Here is an 18381-nt window from a genome sequence, read left to right on the forward strand (position 1 = left end):
ATATATTTTAAATATGGAATAACGCCTATAGAATTTTTTATTTTCTAAGGCGTTATTCCATTAATCTCTTGATACAGCATGTCATTACAGATAGCTTTTCACTTTAATTGCTCAAAAACTCCACTATTGCTTTCATATACTGCGGTAAATCGGCCGGCGTACGTGACGTAATGAGGTTGCCGTCCACCACTACGGGTTGATCGATATATTTGGCGCCGGCATGGATAACATCATCTTTTATAGCCGACACACATGTCATTGTTCTGCCCTGCAAAATCTCAGCCGATGCAAGCACCCAGCCGGCATGGCATATAGCAGCCACTAATTTACCGCTTCTATTCATCTGGCGCACAATATCAAGGGCTTCTCTATGCCTGCGTATGCCGTCCGGAGCCCAGCCGCCCGGTACCAACACCCCGTCAACTTGGTCGGCTTTTACATCGGCAAATGCTACTGTCGCCTCTACAGGATACCCATGTTTGCTCATCACTGTGCCCGGCTTGGCTGCAGCTACTACAACCTCAGCTCCGGCCTCCTGCAGCCTTATAACAGGATACCATAGCTCTAAATCTTCATAATCGTTGGCCGCAAGCATTACCAGTTTCTTTCCTTCCAAAGCCATATAAACCAGCTCCTTTTATATTGATTTTTATATATTATATCATATATCCAGCCTTCGTAATAGATACGGCCAATTTTGTATAAATACCCAAAGCTCTTTTCGTATATATAGCACGGCTTGCAGTCTTTAATTTTCGATTGCTGAATTAGCTGATGCAGGCTTTATATTACTTGTGAGCGTTTTCGCATATTTTATACCCGCAACGGCTGCAGTGTCTATAGGATGGAGGGAAATCATCCATTCCTTTCGCTGATTCTATAGCTTTTACGGCGTCGATAAGGCGTCGGCGTGCCTCATCTATAGCTTCGGGGCTTATATCCACCTTATATGCGATATTGGACTCAAGGTAATATATGACAGCTTCGTCCACAACCAGCCCGAACACTTGCCGAGCGGCCATGGCATATGCCGCAAGCTGCAGCATATATTCCGTCGATATGCTTTCTATATTATCAGCATGGACAAAGCCGGTCTTAAAGTCCACAATAGTAGCATGCCCATCCTTTATGATCATTCGGTCTATTCGTCCCGCCAGTGCTATGTTTTCATCCAGCTTCATTATAAATGGCAGCTCTACCTTGACTTCATCGGCATCACAGCTAAAATAAGGGCCCTCCGCGTATGAAACCACCATATTCCTTATCCTCTCGCGGAGCTGGATGCTTGCATCCAGACCGTCCAACGCCTCGTCCACCAAAGCATCTATCTCATCGGCATGCTTTAATTTCTCACATATGCTGTGCACTATATCCCCTATCCGGACGGCGCTCATCCCTTCTGCATGGCCTATAACGCCGGTATCGGGTGCGGCAAACCATTCGGAATCGAGCTGCAGTACATATTCGTAGTAATACTGGCGCGGGCATTGCATGTATGTGATAAGCGGCGTAACCGGCCTGTACAGCAGCTCTGGTAGAGTACCTTTAGCTATCATATTCGTTTGAACAGCGCCATTGCGTTTTACAGGCATATCGGCACTATCCAAAGCAGCCGCTATTTCCGGCAACGGATGATTATTCTGAGTCAGCGATATACCGCTGTCTTTCAGCCACTTCCACCACGATGGCTGCTTTTGTTTAGTCGTATCCACATCATCGCTGGACAGGATGAGCCGGTCTTTGGCTCGCGTAAACGCGACATACATAAGGCGCATATGCTCTCGTTGCTGTTCCTGCGCCAGTTTATCCTTTATATCCTGCCATTTTGAACCCTTGCTATCGCCGTCCGGCTTTATGCCTATGCCTTTATCAACATCGAAAATCATCGGTGAGCTATCGCTGCGGAATATCGATGACATATCCGGTATGACTGCCACCGGAAATTCTAAACCTTTGGCCGAATGAACGGTCATTATGGAAACGGCATCATTGCCGTCGATCTCCAGCGGCGCTTCGCCTTCATCAAGCGCATCGGCCATGATCCTGATATGCATTAAGAATTCATCGATCAACACACCGCTATGGGCCGCTGACGTCACCATATCGCAGAATTTCCACACATTACTGACCATGTGCGCACCACCCTGCCGCGATGCCAGACGTTTCTCATATCCGCTGTCATCCAGTATCAATTGGAGCATATCCGATATATTCATAGTATCGGACATGGCTCGCCACTTAGCCATATATTCGGCCGCACGGTTTATAGGCACGCGGTATGCATCTGGCAATCGGTCGGCATGATCCAGTGCATATGGTATACCGCCGCAACTTGCCATGGCCAGCAGCATCTCATCATTAATGTCGAAAAAAGCCTTTAGTGTGCCGACCAGCGCTATGATATCGGACGGATGCGCTATACTGGTTAGAATATTTATCATATCCTTTACTTCCTGGCAATCGTAAAAACCGCCGCCGCTTATCTCCTGATACGGTATATCATAACGCTCAAATGCATCTTCAAATGGTAAAAGGTGCGTCCGTTTTTGAAACAGCACAGCTATATCCCTGTACCGCGGCGCTCGAAATGTTCCGGAGGCATCGTCGTATATCACCGCTTCCCTGTGCTCCACCATATGCGCTATTCGTTGAGCCAATGCCTCGGCTTCAGCCTGTTTGCGGCTTTCCATCGAGCCTTCAACATCAACGGGCAGTATTTCCACCGATATGTAGCCGTGATCCTTTCTTACAGGCTTAACCGCTTCGTAATGATCCATCAAACTATGAAACTGCCGGTTCACGAAATCTATTATACCGCCGCCGCTGCGGAAATTTTCAGCCATCGTCAATTTCCGGCCTCCGTTGGCAGAGATATCCTCAGCCATCTTATCGAACAGCTCCACTTGCGAGCCCCTGAAACGGTATATAGATTGCTTGGCATCGCCTACGGTAAAAAGGCGGCATCCCTCATGGCCCGCTATGCTTGTAATCAATCTATATTGTATGTAGTTTATATCCTGACCCTCATCCACCATGAGAAATTTAAATCGATGATTATATAGATCCGCCATGGCAGGCATCTGCAAAAGCTCCACCGCTTTGCGCTGCATATCCTCATAATCGAGACTGTTGGCCGCACGTTTTCTTTCTGAATAGTTCTCTTCCGTCGCGGCCAATATATATATGACGGCTTCTGCATCTGGCTGTTCCATATCGGTCTTTTTCGCCGCTTCAGCTATCAAAAAACCGCAATCCCTTATCTGCTTATACAGGGCTTTTATATTTGCGCATAGCTTATCAAAGCCATAGCTCATTATAAGAGGGCGAACATCCGGAGCTCCGGTCGCCTCCAACGCCTCTACCACGGCTTTGGCTACGGCCTCGTCCAGCCATATATCAGCCTGTGCTGGCAGCACTACATCGAAAAACGGGTCCACATTGGCTTCCACCGGATTTTCGCGCAATAATCTGCCGCAAAAGCTGTGTATAGTGGAAATATAAGCAGTGGTCAAACGCTCTTTTACATCCGACCAATAATCTTTATCGCCGGACTTCATCTCGTCATCCGCTGCTTTGCGTATGCGCTCCGACATCTCAGCCGCTGCGCGTTCGGTAAATGTTATAGCCGCTATTTCATCTATATCGGCCAGTCTTTCCTTTAATATATATATGTATCTATCGACCAACACGCGGGTTTTGCCGGCGCCGGCACCGGCTGTCACGACAATATCTTTATCCATCGTATATACGGCGGTTCGCTGGGCATCAGTATATTTCATGCTCACACTCCAATCTAAGCATTGCATATATTTGTAAAATCGCAAAATCCACCGTTGTAAGCATCATATAGCGGGCATTTTTGGAGCTGTTTGGGATATAGGCCGCACATTATGGAATCGAAATTCTCAAAAAGCTTTTGCTCAAGCTGTTTCAACATATCATCCCATTCTTTATCGTCCAGCACGCCCTTTTTCTGCCTCGCCGTATTTATGCCGCTGCCTTTCTTCACCATCATGCCTTTTAATCCCGCTCCCTCTATCGAATAATAAGCCGCACCCGCGGGCGCATAGCCTTCATGTTCGAGCATTTTGCCGGCCGCCCATATATACACGGGCAATTGAAAATCCATGCCGTCAGCTATATCATGTACATCCGGCGTGCTTTTGCCCTTTTTATAATCGTATATGATAAATCGGCCGTCTTGGGCCGTATCTATTCTATCTATTCGCCCTATAAGCCTTATGTCGTATAGGTCATCGCTCAATATAAGCGGCGGCGCGCCGTCCATGCCGAAGGCTTGTTCCAATCTATATGGTTTATAAGTGCCTTTATGCCTTTGCTCAAGCGCCAACTCGGCATCCAACCATGTTGCCAGCAAAGCCACCATTCGCTGTTTTTCCACATCGTAAAGCGTTTCCGTGGCATACTTCAACTTTATACCGGATGCATCGATATGCCCTATCGCTATATCGGCCAACCGTTGTACATATTGCTCACGCTTATCCGGCACAAGTCCGATGCCTACATAATCTTGCATAAATTCTTTCAGCACCGCATGATATATACTGCCTATATCCAATGCCGAAGGCCTCGTTTTATCTTCTTCAGCGCTCAATCCCAACAGCCTGCCCATAAAAAACTTGTACGGGCACATTGCGTATTCGTTAAAAGCCGTAGCCGAGAATGAACTGTTTTGAAATTTGTTTTTTATATATACCTGCATATCGCCACAAGCCGTATAGCCAACCGATTCGTTCGTCTCCTGCCGGATATCATCGTGCATATCCAGCATATCATTCACAGATACGTCGTATACAGGCATATCATGCAATAAAGCTTTTATATCCTCCACAAACGATGATATAAGCGCGGGCGTACCATCCGGCTTTACTTTGGGATATGTCATAAAAAGCATGCGTTGAGTTGCTTGTACGGCTAGGTTGAAGAAAATGCGCTCCTGTGCCAGCAGACTGCGCGATGTCGGCATAACTCCAGCCTTTAAGCGCTCATCGTTTTTTATAAACCAATCGGCTCGTATAGCCCTTGGAAACTCGCCTTCCACCATGCCTGCCATGAAAATCACAGGAAAGGTAAGCCCACGCACCGCACTGGGCATAAGCAGAGAAGGGCCCCTGTCGTAAGATATGCTGCCGCGATAAGCTGCACGCCCGCACATGTCGCGCAACGTGCCGCAAAACTCGTCCAAGCCTACAGCGTTTGTCATGCCGCTCCATTGTTGGGCTGACACCAGCGACTGCAGAATATATACAAACTGCTCATAGGCTTTCACATCGGCCGCCATCTGCTCTATCTCCCCTAAACGTCCGCGTTCTGCGATGGAAAACCGTAAGCCGGAGTTTTCCAGCGTGTCAATAAGCTTTTGCGCATAGCTATCAGGCGTATCATGCAGAGATAAATTCATTGCTTTAAGATTTAACTGCCTTAAATAAATACCGTCGCTTATAGCATCTATCGATACACTATCATCCCACAGACTATCCAACCAGCGCAGTATGCTCGAAATCATAGGGCTATCGAGCAAACTCGCGCTTTCACCGGGCGCAGCCAAGCCCTTTCGCCTAAAAGCCCATCCCATCGTTTCCCTATAAGCAGCCGCATCGCGCACAACTATGCATATATCCGAAGGTTTATACCCCGCCATTAGAAGCTCTTTTGCCTTATCGGCTATCCACAAACACTCGGTGCGCCTGTCCCATGCACCGGTCATGCTTATATTCAACGCCTTTATATGCGCCACATGATCATCTTGGCGCACAATACCGTCCACCACTTTGCACGGAATATGCTTTTTTACAGCGTCTATAATGCGCTGCTGAAGCGGTGTGGCATCGAAAAAATACATAAATGCCATTTCGTTTACGCTGCATAAAAAAGTCGGCAGCCCCTTCGATAAGGTTTGCTCTGCCAATATATATCTATCCTCTTTGTCATACAGCAGGTTTTTGCGCAATATTTCTTCATAACTGTCGTATATATGGTACATATCGGCAGCCCGGGCAGCGTCGCCGACCGGCCACAAGCTTTTGAACCGGTCTGGCGTTATACCGGCCATTTTAAGCTCGCCTATATCCTCGGCAACCGTCCATACATAACCCGGCAAAATCTGCTTAAAATAAGACAAATTTTCTTTGCGCATAATAGCATCCACTATAGAGCGCCTATACATATCATCTATGTGCGTCATATGATTTACCCGCGGCATACACCGGTCAACAAGATCATCGAACGTCATAGCGTTTACCACAGCAAACCCTGCAGTGCTTTCTCTAATACACTTGTCCCTGTACTGTCTGACCAAATGGCGCGTCGGAAATATGATAAATGTATCGCTATCCATATGTATCTCCTTTGAGAAACTTTATCTTTATACCATTATATCACATAGGTGCTGTGTTGACGGTTGCGATTTTTGTTTTGTAGAATAGAAAATGTGATTACATTGATAACATTATTTATTATCAATTGATAAATATCATCGTTTATTATTGTTGCATTTTCATTATTATTATAGTATAATTAGCAAGTTATTATATTTCAATTGATAAGAAGGTCAATTTTTGATGAAAGACAAATATTCGAAAAACCAGCAGGCCTCGCGTTTATCGCTAATAGCTAATGTCATGCTGGCTGTATTAAAGCTTACGGCCGGTATATTGGCCAACAGCACGGCCATGATAGCCGATGCCGCTAATTCAATCGGCGATATATTAACTGGCTTGGTAACGATGTGGGGGGTAAAGACAGCCGCTCAGCCGGCTGACGAGGAACACCCTTACGGCCACGAAAAAACCGAATCGCTGGCCGCATGGATTTTAGCTATAATATTGATTATAACGGGCGGCATGATAATATACAGGGCAGTAACGTCCTTAAGCTCCGGCCCACAGATACCGGGTATGTTGGCAATAATAGCAGCTATCATAACCATAATAGTTAAAGAAATACTATATCGTTACACTATAAAAGTAGCTAATGAAACCAAAAGCACCGCTTTAATGGCAACGGCTTGGGATCACCGTTCCGATGTCCTATCCACCAGCGGCGTTCTCGTCGGTATAACAGGAGCTATGATCGGATGGACTTTTTTGGACCCCGTAACCGGTATTATAATGGCCCTTATAATCATACGAGCCGGCATAAAGGTATTGCACCGTTCAGCCGACGAGCTGTTGGATTCATCTGCAGATTCCGACGTGCTGGATAAGATAAAGCAGGTTGTTTTGAGTGTAGCCGACGTGGTTCATATAGATGATATAAAAACGCGACAATACGGCTCAACGCTGATGGTGGATATATCGATATCGGTAAAGGAAGATATGACTGTGGCACAGGGGCATGATGTGGCCGAAGAGGTTAAAGCTTCTATTATTAAAGCTGTACCCGAGGTCAAGGATGTACAGGTGCACGTAGAGCCTTACTCCGCCTGAATACTATACCCAATGCAGCACAAATACGATAAGAAATCCTGCCACGGCATTGCCGGCCAGTATCGTAACCATAGCCGGCAATAGCGGCAATCTTAGAAGTGCAGCTATAATAGAGCCGGTCCACACCCCTGTAGTGGGCAACGGTATTGCTGTAAATATAAAAAGGCCGAGCAGGCTGTAACGTCTTACAACATCGCTCCTATTAAGCGATCGCTGCTTAAGCCATTGAGAAAATCGAGAAAAGATCTCAGTGCGATCCAGATAATCCATGACCGGCCGCAGAAATACCAACAGCAGTGGAACCGGTATACCGCTTCCTATATAAGATAGCAAGAAGGCCTTAAGCGAATCCATACCGAAAGCCCTTGCCATCGGTATAGCGCCTTTGAGCTCCCATACCGGCAACATAGCCGAGAGCATGACTATCAGTTCTTCTCCTAATATATCAAATATACGGCTTAGATCCACAATAACACCTTCCGTCCTTTTTAACGCTCATACTCTCTCACTCGAAAACCCGCTCCCAATTTATCGGCAATAGCCTTGCATCGCTCTATATCGTCAGGCGGTAATACATTCACCACTGTAAGCGTAACATCCGGTATATATTTTTTGCACTCGGCTGCAAATTCTAATATGGCATCGAAGGCCTGCTCGCCGAATTCCGGATCGCATATTTCAGCATAACGTTTGGCATCCGGAGCATTAAGGCTTATAGATACGGCATCTATAAGGCCGACTAACTCCGGTACCACATTGCGGCCATGTATAAGATTGGCCTGCCCGTTGGTATTTATCCTTATACGCGCCCCCTTACTTTTCAAAGCCCTACTGATCTCCAAAAGTTCATCCAATTTTATCATCGGCTCACCATATCCGCAAAATACTATTTCTTTATATCTTCTCGGATCGCCCACAGCTTCCACGACCTCTTGCACGCTCGGTTCTCTATCCAGCCACAAGTCATAGCCTCTGTAGCCATCCTCATTTTCTCTGAGACAGAAACTGCATCTATTGGTACATCGGTTGGTAATATTTATATAAAGACTCTTTCCAACTTCATATACTATCTGCTGCACGTAGAACATCCCTTCTTTTATTTATTCATAAACCATTTCTATTATACTACAAATTGATAAATTAACATATTGCAATGAAAAACTATCCATTTGCCGATATATAAGGTATAATATTATTGCAGCATAATTCGACCGAAAGGAGCAATAATATAGTGAAACTTACGGTATTGAGCATAGCAATAAGGGCCGTACCAGAGGCCTTTATAATGATATGGCTTGGTCTTCGCCTTATGAGCATAAAATTCGATATGAAAAACCTCATATATGCAGCCCTCCTTCAAGGAGCCGTCAATTTCGCTGTGCGTACCTTTTTGCCCTTAAACTTCGGAGTACACACCTTAATTTTGCTTTTCCCCTATCTCGTGATAATATATGCTCTTTTACATCTGGACATAGGTCAGACAATAAACGTAGCCTTATGCAGCGGCATTGCATCCGGCATATCCGAGCTTATAACAAATCCCCTTATAGGACTTTTCGGTACATCCATGGAAGCATTGGAAAACAGCACGGCGCTTCAGTTGCTATATGGCCTGCCGTCGCTCATGATCATGCTCGCTATAGGATGGTTGGGCGGAAACTATATGGACAATATAAGAAAACGCCGCATCATTAAAGATAAGCATATACCGGAGGAAGTGCGATATGAGCGTCGATGATGCCGCTAAAAGGATATCATACAGCTTCCAAAAAAACCTGAGGTTGGACGAGCCGTCGCGCCAGGTCATAGAATATTCCATCACCATGGCGCTATCGGCCGCATTATCGGCCGGATTTACGGCTATGATCGGCTTGTTGGTCGGGGCCTTCTGGCCGACCATGGTTGCCGCATCATCGTCAGCCTGGCTTAGAAATTTCTCAGGTGGCGCTCACTGCTCCAGCGCCGGACGGTGTGCCATAGCGGGTGCCGTATCATCCCCACTGCTCGGCCTTACAGCGCTGCATGGATCAAAGGTTATGGGCAATTGGAACTATGCACTCATAGCGCTGGGCACTATTATCTCCTTATATATAATGCTCAAACACGCACCGGACGAGGCCCCCGAAAAGCCTATACCGGCCAGACGTAAGCCCATATTACATAAACGCTCTATGCTATGGGTTATGACTCTGGGAGCTTCATCCTTGCTCATGACCGCTCACCTACCGTGGCTGGGCGTATCTATAGCTCTAGGCATGTTGTGGCAGTGTTTCACGCTTTTGCCCGCAGGTCACGGCTTTGTAAGTTCTGTAGACAATCTATTAAGCCGTTGGATCAATATATAAGACAAGGAGGTGAAAAATATGAGGCGTAAGATGATAAAATGGGCGTTCTCGCTGGCCGCCGCCGCTTTAGCCTTGTTTGCAAGCATAAATGCGGCATCAGCTTGTTTTTGGACGTGGTATCAGCCCGAGTTGCCCGAGGCGCTGAGGGAAAAGTAATTGTCTCCGTACATAGAGGCGGGTATATACCCGCCTCTATGCATATCCAGCCGCCTGCCTGTTCATCACACTTTCTCAAATTTCCATTTGACAAGACTTTAGCGCACTGCTATAGTATATTTATACACGAGTAAAGTACAAATGTATTTTAGAAAGGTATGGTGTTTCATATTGAAACGGCTATTTATATTATTGATGGCCATAATGCTGTTAATCCCTCTGGCCGCGGGGTGTGGTACCGATACGTCCACGACCGGCTCATCAGGAAACGACGATACGATAAAGGTAGGTCTTAACTACGAGCTGTCAAACGATCTCGCGCAATACGGCCAGGCATCGGTAGAAGGCATCGAACTGGCGGTAGAGGAGATAAACAAGGCCGGTGGCGTATTGGGCAAAGAGATAGAATTAATCAAACAAGATAATAAGTCCGATCCTGCCGAAACTACCAATGTGGCAACAAAGCTGGCCAAAGATAAAGTAGTGGCTATACTCGGTCCTGCTACATCCGGTAATGTCAAAGCCGCAAGGCCAGTCGTAACCGAAAATAAAATACCGCTTATATCCGGCTCGGCTACAGCCGACGACGTAACCGTAACCGAAAATGGCGTAGCCGAATATATCTTCCGCACATGCTTCAATGACTCCTTTCAAGGCGGCAGCATGGCTAAATTCGCAGTGAACGATCTAAATGCTAAAACCGCCGTCATGTATGTGGAAACCACATCGGATTACAGCAAAGGTTTAGCTGCAAGCTTTAAGGATGTATTCACATCAAATGGCGGAGAGATACTGGCTGAAGAATATTATCAGGGTAAGGACAAGGATTTCCGCAGCGTGCTGACCAAATTGAAGGGTTACAATGCTGATGTAATATATGTTCCCGGCTATTATAACGAAGTAGGCCTTATAATAAAGCAGGCTAGAGAAATGGGTATAACCGCCCCTATACTGGGCGGCGATGGATACGATTCAAACGTAGTCCCTCAAGAAGCCGGCGCTGCAGCTTTGACCGATGTTTATTTCACTAACCACTATTCGGCGGATGATACCGCTCAAAAAGTCGTAGACTTCCGCGAGGCATTTAATGCCAAATACAATAAAGATCCTAATTCATTCCATGCATCAGGATACGATGAGATGTATTTTTTGGCCGATGCGATAAAGCGCGCCAATTCGACAGATCCGGTAAAAATAAAGGATGCCCTCGCATCCACAAAGGATTTTGAGGCCGTAACCGGTACTCTGTCCATAGACGAGAATCATAACCCTGTCAAATCCGTTGTAATAGTACAGTGGAAAGGCGATAAGCAGGAATTCGTTACCAGAATTGAGCCTTAACCCATTAATATAGGCTCATATATCTGCCAAACGGGGGCTAACCTGTTTGGCAATATTTATATTTATAGGAGAGGTGAGAAAGGCTTGGCGGTACTTTTACAGCAATTATTAAACGGCATATCCTTGGGCAGTATATATGCCTTGCTGGCATTAGGTTATACAATGGTATATGGCATAATAAACCTGATAAATTTTGCTCACGGCGATGTCTATATGATAGGCGCTTATATAGGTTTTATAGCCACGGCACTATTGGGCCTGGGCTTTATCCCCGCTCTGCTGTTGTCAATGGCCATAAGCGCGTTACTCGGCATGGCTATAGAGAAGGTAGCATACCGTCCTTTGAGAAATTCATCGAGGATAGCCCTCCTTATAACAGCTATAGGTATGTCGCTGTTACTCGAATATACCACAATGTATATAGCCGGACCGGACACGCGCAGTTTCCCTACAGTATTGACTAACCGTCAATTCAGTTTCATGAGCGGCCAGATCAATATAAGCAGCATGCAATTATATATATTGCTTATATCTATAATACTTATGATATTATTGCAATTCATAGTACAGCGCACTAAGATAGGAAAGGCCATGCGCGCAGTCTCCATGGATAAGGGCGCTGCGCAGCTTATGGGTATAAACGTAGACACCACTATATCGGCTACTTTCGCCATAGGGTCAGCTCTCGCCGGTGCCGCCGGCATATTGGTCGGTATATATTATAATTCGATAGACCCGCTAATGGGCATAACACCAGGCCTTAAAGCCTTTATAGCGGCGGTATTCGGCGGCATAGGCAGCATACCGGGCGCTATGGTAGGCGGTTTGCTGCTGGGCATGATAGAAACGTTGGTCAGCGGCTATTTGAACTCCAATTACAGGGATGCCGTGGCTTTCGTTATACTTATCATAATATTGCTCATCAAGCCATCTGGCTTGCTGGGAAAGAATACGGGAGAGAAGGTGTGAGCGATGGCTGATAAACGGCATAATCTAATACGCAATATAATGACGCTGGCCGCCATATATGCCATAATACAATTGCTGATATCCTTCGATATCATCGATCAGCACCTGCAGTTGAATCTATTTCTTCTATGCATAAACATAATTTTAGCTGTCAGCTTAAATCTCATAACCGGCTTCACCGGTCAATTCTCGCTGGGTCATGCCGGCTTTATGGCCATAGGTGCGTACGTATCGGCGGTTATGACGCTCAAACTGCATCTGCCATTTCCGCTGGCCATAGCAACATCGGCTGTATCGGCCGCTATAGTCGGTGTGCTGGTAGGCATACCCACGTTGAGATTACGGGGCGATTACCTGGCTATAGCCACACTCGGCCTGAGCGAGATAATAAGGATCATAGCATTGAATATAGATTATATAGGCGGTGCAAGCGGGCTGGCTGATATACCCAGATACGTCAATTGGCCCTGGATATTCGCCATGACAGCCGGTACCATCATAATAATATACAATTTTATTCATTCATCATACGGCCGAGCATGCATAGCCATACGCGAGGACGATGTGGCAGCCGAATCCATGGGTATAAATATAGCACGCTATAAAATACTGGCTTTCACTATAGGAGCCTTTTTCGCCGGGATAGCCGGCTCGTTATATGCAAATTACTTTTATTTCCTTAAGCCAAACGCTTTTGGTTTCATGAAATCCATAGATATACTGGTCATGGTGGTTTTCGGTGGCCTTGGCAGTATTACCGGATCGGTAGTAGGCGCTGCCGCGCTGACTTTGCTATCCATGGTACTGCAGGATTTGCCTACCTTGCGCATGATATTATATGCCTTATTGCTGCTGGTCATAATGCTGTACCGCCCTCAAGGGCTGTTGGGTAACGCCGAACTATCGTGGAAACTGTTGAAACGAGGTGATAAAGATGCCACCGCTACTAACGGCAAATGATGTAAGCAAGAATTTTGGCGGGCTGAATGCTATAGCCAACGTAAATATAGAAGTTCATCCAGGTGAAATTGTCGGCCTTATAGGGCCTAACGGTGCCGGAAAAACTACATTATTTAATCTCATCACCGGCGTATATATACCGTCGGGCGGTCAGCTTAAGCTGCACGGCGAGGTGGAAGTAGACCTGGCCAAAGCCTCCCCACATGAGATAGCCGGTATGGGCATAGGCCGGACGTTCCAAAACATACGCTTATTCAAGGAAATGACGGTATTGGATAATGTCATGCTGGCTTACCACGTGCATATAGATTACAGCCTATGGGACGCAATATTCCACACGCCTTCTTATACCAAAAGCGAGGCCGAATTAAGGCGCAAAGCTGTTGAATTGTTGGATATATTCGATATGGCTGATAAAAAGGATATACCGGCTAAAAATCTGCCGTATGGTCAACAGCGCCGCCTGGAGATAGCGCGTGCGCTGGCATTACAGCCGAAACTGCTGCTGTTGGATGAACCGGCTGCCGGTATGAATCCACAGGAAACCGCTGATCTCATGAGGCTTATAATGTGGATAAAAGATAGGTTTAACCTTACCATATTGCTAATCGAGCACGACATGTCGGTGGTTATGGGTATATGCCAGCGCATATATGTATTGGATTATGGCAAGCTTATAGCTGAAGGAACGCCGGAAGATATAAAAAGTAATCCACAGGTTATAAAAGCCTATCTGGGGGAGGATTAAACATGGCTGCCATGCTTGAGTTAAACGATATACATGTATTCTATGGTGCGATACATGCCATACAGAGCATATCGCTTACCGTGGAAGAAGGTGAAATAGTTTCACTTATAGGAGCCAACGGTGCCGGAAAATCCACTACATTGAATACAATATGCGGCTTGACAAAGCCAAAAAACGGGAGCATAACCTTTATGGGTAATGACATAACCCATCTATCGCCTCCTGATATAGTAAAACTCGGTATAAGCCAGGTTCCCGAGGGACGCCGCATATTCACCAATATGACTGTATTGGAAAATCTCGAACTTGGGGCTTATAAACGCGCTGACAAAGACGGCATAAGGCAGGATATAGAAGATAATAAAAGAGATAAACAACAGCGGCACTACAATATTGTTGGTTGAGCAGAATGCACGTATGGCTTTGTCAATAGCCAACCGGGCATATGTGATGGAAACCGGGCGCATAGCCCTGGAGGGCCCAGCTAAGGAATTGGCCGACAATCCTCAGGTGCAAAAGGCTTACCTTGGCGGATAAGCCGGCTATCATATTCTATAAGATGCGCAACCTCAGGTATTGTTATCAGCATCTCCCATGCTTGAAAGCATCGATTTATGAATTCTCGGTTCAATTGCCTTATAGATAGGGGGCACTGTCCTATAGGATTTTTTATAAGCATCAACCTTCCACCGCTCATATACGGCATAAGAGGATATGTGCGGCATTGTATAGGCCTGTAGCGCCGTGCCGTACTATCCTTACCGCATACGTCATCGCATGATGCAAAATACAGATACGGTATATCGCGAGGGATATTGTATCGTCTCCGCCTGTGTTTTTTCATGTGAAACATTTTTGCACGAACTATTCTCTCCTCGCCTGGCAAAAGGTATATACCCCAACCCTCCCTTGCAGCACAGCAAATGCGGCCGCATAATCGGCCGCAATCGCCGCCTTCAATCGGCACATCCATGAGATGATACGCACGTTTATATATCCTTAATGCTCTCATACCCCGCCCCTACTATTACCACTTTATCTTTCACGTCTTTACCTCCTGCTTAACCTTTCAGTACATCGCTCATGGATTTATATAACCCAAGATATATGAAATTATCCAATATGGCTTTATTGCGTTTAATATCCAACAGCCTATAGCTCTCTTCCACCCTGCTCAAAGTATATGTCAGATTGAATTCTACCCACTCTTTTATACTAACTTTAAATTCTTTTATATCCCGCCCTTCATAATGAAATTGAAGAAGCACGGGATTATAATTACCCGAAGAGGCATCCTTCTCGACATCGTCATAAGCGTCTAAGATATATATCCAGCGCCCGAGATCATAGGCCATATCCTGTATATACCGGGATTGTTCGAACGGTATGTCATCCCATGGATAGGTCAAAATTTCTCTTAAAAGGCCGGCAAAAGGTTCGGCAGCCTCATCGACAACATCACATCGCGCTTTCTCCAGCACGTCCAGCTCGCCTAGCTTATGTGCGATATGCCGGCTTTTAGCCGGATATCTTAACTTAGCTGATTTAAAGCCACAATACAAAGCAACCGCTGCTGTTTTTGCCGGCAATGAATGATCGTTATGCCAATCATCGAGCAATTTATGATACATGAGTATAATATTCATGTCGGCGGCATAATCCACAAAACGGTTGTTTTTAATTATAGGCTTCTTGTGAATTGGGTCCGCAATGCATCGTTCAGATGCTATTTCATCCTGCCCATCATGCAGCGAAGCAAATAACAGCGCAGCAAAAGCAAGGTCATAGCTTACAGTAAAGCGGGAAACCTGACCTAAATTTTTGCCTAGCGCTTTGCATAAGCCGCAATAATATGAGCGAAAGTATTGATATTCTTTTATCTTAAGCTCCGGTTTATCGGGTTTTATATAACCGAACAGGTACCTCTCCCCTCCTAATTGCAATATTGTGAACATCCTATTCGTTCCAGCCATATCCCGGTGTCTGCATCTTTTATGATATGACCTTTTATATGAAATATTATATCATAAATAATATTTATATAAAATCTATTCGTGTATGTTCCAGTATCCAGCTTCCTTCAGATTTCCCCTCACGATGGACGCCCTTGCCTTCAGCTATATTCTTCCCACTGCTGAGCAAATCCGGGACTTGCACTCGTTAGACTGCGCTCATGCTGAATGTACCTAAAAAGCTATTGCCCATAACAGAGCAATAGCTTTTCGTTTTAAATAATAACATTTTTATAAGTCGCTACTGACAATATCAATATATCTTTTTGTTGCACCTGAATAGTAACTTGCTAAAGATACGTGTCTACGATCCGTAGTGTGCGTACAAACCAATAAATCGCATCTGACATAAGAAGAATACTCAACGCCACTAATTATCAACGAATGATAGCCCTCTCCACCATTAGTAAGTTGAATAATATCTGCATAACTCACGCTACTCCAGTTGCTCATGCTAGCATTTATTTTTGAAGTGCTACCGAAGATATAATCATATAATTCCTCTACACCAGTCCAAGATGATGAACGATTTGTTGACGTTGTGTAATACCAATTTATAAATACATTGGCATCTACTCCTTTCAGCCGTTTAATAACCTACTCCATCAATAAGCCATCTGTCATCACTCTTAATCAAGATAAATAACTTTTCCTTAATGCCGCTCGGTTCGGTCACCATATGCTTGTATTCATCTTTATAGGTTATCTCGTATTTTACTTTATATGCCACTATGTCAGTATATTCTCCAGAATATCTAGTGTTGTGATTTGCAGCAAATAACGGATCTACCTTTTCACATTCAATGAACTTAGTGTCATCAATAACTTCGGGATTCAGAAAACTTTCAACGGCAAAATTTTGATATTTAGCAGGATCATTTACATACTTCTCAATAACGTCTTCCGGAGAAGTTATGGTTTCAACTGCAGATGCATTAATCAAATAAGCACCTCCAATTAATACAGCAGCCATACCTACTACAAATAAAGCAATCATCATGGGCTTTATTTTTATTTTTGCCATAATTAGGCTTCATCCTCTTTTCAATAAATTTGAGTACTTTCGAAAACTCCGAAAGCGCTTAAAATCTATGTTAAAGGCTCGACTGTTTATGTCTTACCTCCAACATTCACCTTTACTAAGCTTTCTTCCGAAAGCTGTATGAACTACGTTAGGAATCCATTGAATTCCCAGTCAGTTTTTGAGAGCCTTTTATTGTAATAATGATTATATTCAATAAAGTCGCTATTATAAAGAAAAATATCATCACCATTTTTCTTATAATAAACAATGCTGAGACACTCCTACCGATTATTTTCATTTTACCTCTCTAAACAAATATTTGCAACATATCTAAAGATATATTTTGGCATTTTTATAAACGGGGTTTCGACATTTAACTGCTAAAAATTTAGGATCCATATGATCGGGAAATGCTTTAAGCAAGCCGATTTCCGGCCGATATTTTTGCCAATATTTTTAAATACTATGTTGTATGGTGTTTTTATCCAGATGGGATTTCGCAATGCCAAAAAGACTTCAACCAAAAATGTTAAGAGAATCGGTAGACATCCAATAATATCTGCATAAAAGATGAAATTTTAAATACAAAATATATGCTTGACATTGATAATATTTATGATATAATAATAAGTATCAAGTACGAATAATTTAGGAGGTATGAATTACGGAAAATTTACATACTATGCCATTATTAGGGGAACCGTTTCCGCACATGGAAGTAAAAACCACTCATGGCGTTAAAAAACTCCCCGAAGATTATAGCGGTAAGTGGTTTATCTTGTTTAGTCATCCCGGCGATTTTACGCCCGTATGCACGACCGAATTTGTTTCTTTTGCTAAAAATTTTGACAAGTTCCAAGAGCTTAATGTAGACCTGATAGGTTTATCTGTCGATCAACTATTTGCACACATAAAATGGACCGAATGGATAGAGCAAAACCTGGGTGTAAAGATACCTTTCCCTATAATTGCTGATGAGCTGGGTAACGTAGCTAAAACGTTGGGTATGATCCATGAAAGCAAAGGTACAAATACTGTAAGGGCTGTTTTCATAGTAGATGACAAAGGAATTTTACGCCTTATGATGTATTATCCCCAAGAAATAGGAAGAAATATCGGTGAAATACTTAGAGCGGTTAAAGCCTTGCAAATTGGAGATACCAATAAAGTAGCGCTGCCTGCAAACTGGCCAGACAATGAATTAATCGGCGATAAGGTGATAGTGCCTATAACGCCTACAGAACAGGCAGTAAAAGAAAGATTGGAAAAAGCTAAAAACAAGGAAATCGAATGTTATGACTGGTGGCTTTGCTATAAAAAGCTATAGCTTGGCATAAAACAATAGGAATTCGCGGGAGTGAAGCCTTGCGGATTCCTA

18 protein-coding genes and 1 pseudogene are annotated in these 18381 nt (G+C 44.5%); 10 read left to right on the forward strand and 9 right to left on the reverse strand.

The window, feature by feature from the left end; genetic code table 11:
* Positions 1 to 103: 103 nt before the first annotated feature.
* From JG770_RS04335 to JG770_RS04345, 3 genes are all read right to left on the reverse strand, one after another.
* A complete protein-coding gene (locus JG770_RS04335; RefSeq protein WP_291955690.1) occupies positions 104 to 622 on the reverse strand; it encodes a type 1 glutamine amidotransferase domain-containing protein in 519 nt (172 codons plus the stop codon).
* Positions 623 to 788: 166 nt separating this feature from the next.
* Positions 789 to 3779 carry a UvrD-helicase domain-containing protein gene (locus JG770_RS04340; protein ID WP_291955693.1) on the reverse strand — a complete coding sequence of 997 codons (2991 nt, stop codon included), beginning with the start codon at positions 3777 to 3779 and terminating at the stop codon, positions 789 to 791.
* Between the two features lie 14 nt (positions 3780 to 3793).
* Positions 3794 to 6358, reverse strand: coding sequence for a PD-(D/E)XK nuclease family protein (locus JG770_RS04345; protein WP_291955696.1), 2565 nt, complete (start codon positions 6356 to 6358; stop codon positions 3794 to 3796).
* A gap of 223 nt (positions 6359 to 6581) precedes the next feature.
* Between JG770_RS04345 and JG770_RS04350 the strand changes: the two genes are divergently transcribed.
* Positions 6582 to 7448, forward strand: coding sequence for a cation diffusion facilitator family transporter (locus JG770_RS04350; RefSeq protein WP_291955808.1), 867 nt, complete (start codon positions 6582 to 6584; stop codon positions 7446 to 7448).
* Between the two features lie 3 nt (positions 7449 to 7451).
* Here JG770_RS04350 and JG770_RS04355 read toward each other — a convergent pair whose 3' ends face one another.
* Both JG770_RS04355 and JG770_RS04360 read right to left on the reverse strand, forming a co-directional pair.
* Positions 7452 to 7916 carry a small multi-drug export protein gene (locus JG770_RS04355; protein ID WP_291955700.1) on the reverse strand — a complete coding sequence of 155 codons (465 nt, stop codon included), beginning with the start codon at positions 7914 to 7916 and terminating at the stop codon, positions 7452 to 7454.
* A 20-nt stretch (positions 7917 to 7936) separates the two neighbouring features.
* Positions 7937 to 8527, reverse strand: a complete 591-nt coding sequence (locus tag JG770_RS04360) for a TatD family nuclease-associated radical SAM protein (protein ID WP_291955704.1) — start codon at positions 8525 to 8527, stop codon at positions 7937 to 7939.
* A gap of 152 nt (positions 8528 to 8679) precedes the next feature.
* Here JG770_RS04360 and JG770_RS04365 point away from each other — a divergent pair, with 152 nt between their 5' ends.
* The 8 genes and pseudogenes from JG770_RS04365 (at position 8680) to JG770_RS04400 (ending at position 14504) form a co-directional block, all read left to right on the forward strand.
* Positions 8680 to 9186 (forward strand): hypothetical protein, encoded by a 507-nt coding sequence (locus JG770_RS04365; protein WP_291955706.1) that lies wholly within the window; start codon positions 8680 to 8682, stop codon positions 9184 to 9186.
* A complete protein-coding gene (locus JG770_RS04370) occupies positions 9173 to 9793 on the forward strand; it encodes an accessory gene regulator B family protein (protein WP_291955709.1) in 621 nt (206 codons plus the stop codon). Before JG770_RS04365 ends, JG770_RS04370 begins: the two co-directional genes overlap by 14 nt.
* A gap of 18 nt (positions 9794 to 9811) precedes the next feature.
* A complete protein-coding gene (locus JG770_RS04375) occupies positions 9812 to 9949 on the forward strand; it encodes a cyclic lactone autoinducer peptide (RefSeq protein WP_291955712.1) in 138 nt (45 codons plus the stop codon).
* A 141-nt stretch (positions 9950 to 10090) separates the two neighbouring features.
* On the forward strand, positions 10091 to 11290 hold the full coding sequence (locus JG770_RS04380; RefSeq protein ID WP_291955715.1) for an ABC transporter substrate-binding protein: 1200 nt from the start codon (positions 10091 to 10093) through the stop codon (positions 11288 to 11290).
* A gap of 84 nt (positions 11291 to 11374) precedes the next feature.
* Complete coding sequence (locus JG770_RS04385; protein WP_291955718.1) at positions 11375 to 12259, forward strand: branched-chain amino acid ABC transporter permease; 885 nt, start codon at positions 11375 to 11377, stop codon at positions 12257 to 12259.
* Between the two features lie 3 nt (positions 12260 to 12262).
* On the forward strand, positions 12263 to 13219 hold the full coding sequence (locus tag JG770_RS04390; protein WP_291955720.1) for a branched-chain amino acid ABC transporter permease: 957 nt from the start codon (positions 12263 to 12265) through the stop codon (positions 13217 to 13219).
* Complete coding sequence (locus JG770_RS04395; protein ID WP_291955722.1) at positions 13194 to 13967, forward strand: ABC transporter ATP-binding protein; 774 nt, start codon at positions 13194 to 13196, stop codon at positions 13965 to 13967. Before JG770_RS04390 ends, JG770_RS04395 begins: the two co-directional genes overlap by 26 nt.
* An 11-nt stretch (positions 13968 to 13978) precedes the next feature.
* A pseudogene (locus JG770_RS04400) lies at positions 13979 to 14504 on the forward strand (ABC transporter ATP-binding protein).
* Here the strand turns inward: JG770_RS04400 and JG770_RS04405 are convergent.
* The 4 genes from JG770_RS04405 to JG770_RS04415 form a co-directional block, all read right to left on the reverse strand.
* On the reverse strand, positions 14452 to 14979 hold the full coding sequence (locus JG770_RS04405) for a hypothetical protein (protein ID WP_291955725.1): 528 nt from the start codon (positions 14977 to 14979) through the stop codon (positions 14452 to 14454). The pseudogene JG770_RS04400 and the gene JG770_RS04405 overlap by 53 nt on opposite strands.
* A 49-nt stretch (positions 14980 to 15028) precedes the next feature.
* Positions 15029 to 15910 (reverse strand): DUF5685 family protein, encoded by an 882-nt coding sequence (locus JG770_RS04410; RefSeq protein WP_291955728.1) that lies wholly within the window; start codon positions 15908 to 15910, stop codon positions 15029 to 15031.
* A gap of 300 nt (positions 15911 to 16210) precedes the next feature.
* The gene (locus JG770_RS10635) at positions 16211 to 16573 is read right to left on the reverse strand and encodes an amidase domain-containing protein (RefSeq protein ID WP_363320919.1); all 363 of its coding nucleotides are present in this window, start codon (positions 16571 to 16573) and stop codon (positions 16211 to 16213) included.
* On the reverse strand, positions 16569 to 17003 hold the full coding sequence (locus JG770_RS04415) for a DUF4829 domain-containing protein (protein WP_291955729.1): 435 nt from the start codon (positions 17001 to 17003) through the stop codon (positions 16569 to 16571). Before JG770_RS04415 ends, JG770_RS10635 begins: the two co-directional genes overlap by 5 nt.
* Positions 17004 to 17685: 682 nt before the next feature.
* Here JG770_RS04415 and JG770_RS04420 point away from each other — a divergent pair.
* Positions 17686 to 18330 (forward strand): peroxiredoxin, encoded by a 645-nt coding sequence (locus JG770_RS04420; RefSeq protein ID WP_291955732.1) that lies wholly within the window; start codon positions 17686 to 17688, stop codon positions 18328 to 18330.
* Positions 18331 to 18381 lie beyond the last annotated feature (51 nt).

Source organism: Mahella sp., from assembly GCF_020054945.1.
Lineage (GTDB): Bacteria > Bacillota > Clostridia > Mahellales > Mahellaceae > Mahella.

Excerpts from the sequence above, each read along its gene's own strand:
- JG770_RS04405 (WP_291955725.1), bottom strand. The coding sequence starts at position 14,979 with ATGAGAGCATTAAGGATATATAAACGTGCGTATCATCTCATGGATGTG.
- JG770_RS04390 (WP_291955720.1), top strand. The coding sequence starts at position 12,263 with ATGGCTGATAAACGGCATAATCTAATACGCAATATAATGACGCTGGCC.
- JG770_RS04420 (WP_291955732.1), top strand. The coding sequence starts at position 17,686 with ATGCCATTATTAGGGGAACCGTTTCCGCACATGGAAGTAAAAACCACT.
- JG770_RS04350 (WP_291955808.1), top strand. The coding sequence starts at position 6,582 with ATGAAAGACAAATATTCGAAAAACCAGCAGGCCTCGCGTTTATCGCTA.
- JG770_RS04370 (WP_291955709.1), top strand. The coding sequence starts at position 9,173 with ATGAGCGTCGATGATGCCGCTAAAAGGATATCATACAGCTTCCAAAAA.
- JG770_RS04375 (WP_291955712.1), top strand. The coding sequence starts at position 9,812 with ATGAGGCGTAAGATGATAAAATGGGCGTTCTCGCTGGCCGCCGCCGCT.
- JG770_RS04395 (WP_291955722.1), top strand. The coding sequence starts at position 13,194 with ATGCCACCGCTACTAACGGCAAATGATGTAAGCAAGAATTTTGGCGGG.
- JG770_RS04415 (WP_291955729.1), bottom strand. The coding sequence starts at position 17,003 with ATGGCAAAAATAAAAATAAAGCCCATGATGATTGCTTTATTTGTAGTA.
- JG770_RS04340 (WP_291955693.1), bottom strand. The coding sequence starts at position 3,779 with ATGAAATATACTGATGCCCAGCGAACCGCCGTATATACGATGGATAAA.
- JG770_RS04335 (WP_291955690.1), bottom strand. The coding sequence starts at position 622 with ATGGCTTTGGAAGGAAAGAAACTGGTAATGCTTGCGGCCAACGATTAT.
- JG770_RS04345 (WP_291955696.1), bottom strand. The coding sequence starts at position 6,358 with ATGGATAGCGATACATTTATCATATTTCCGACGCGCCATTTGGTCAGA.
- JG770_RS04380 (WP_291955715.1), top strand. The coding sequence starts at position 10,091 with ATGTATTTTAGAAAGGTATGGTGTTTCATATTGAAACGGCTATTTATA.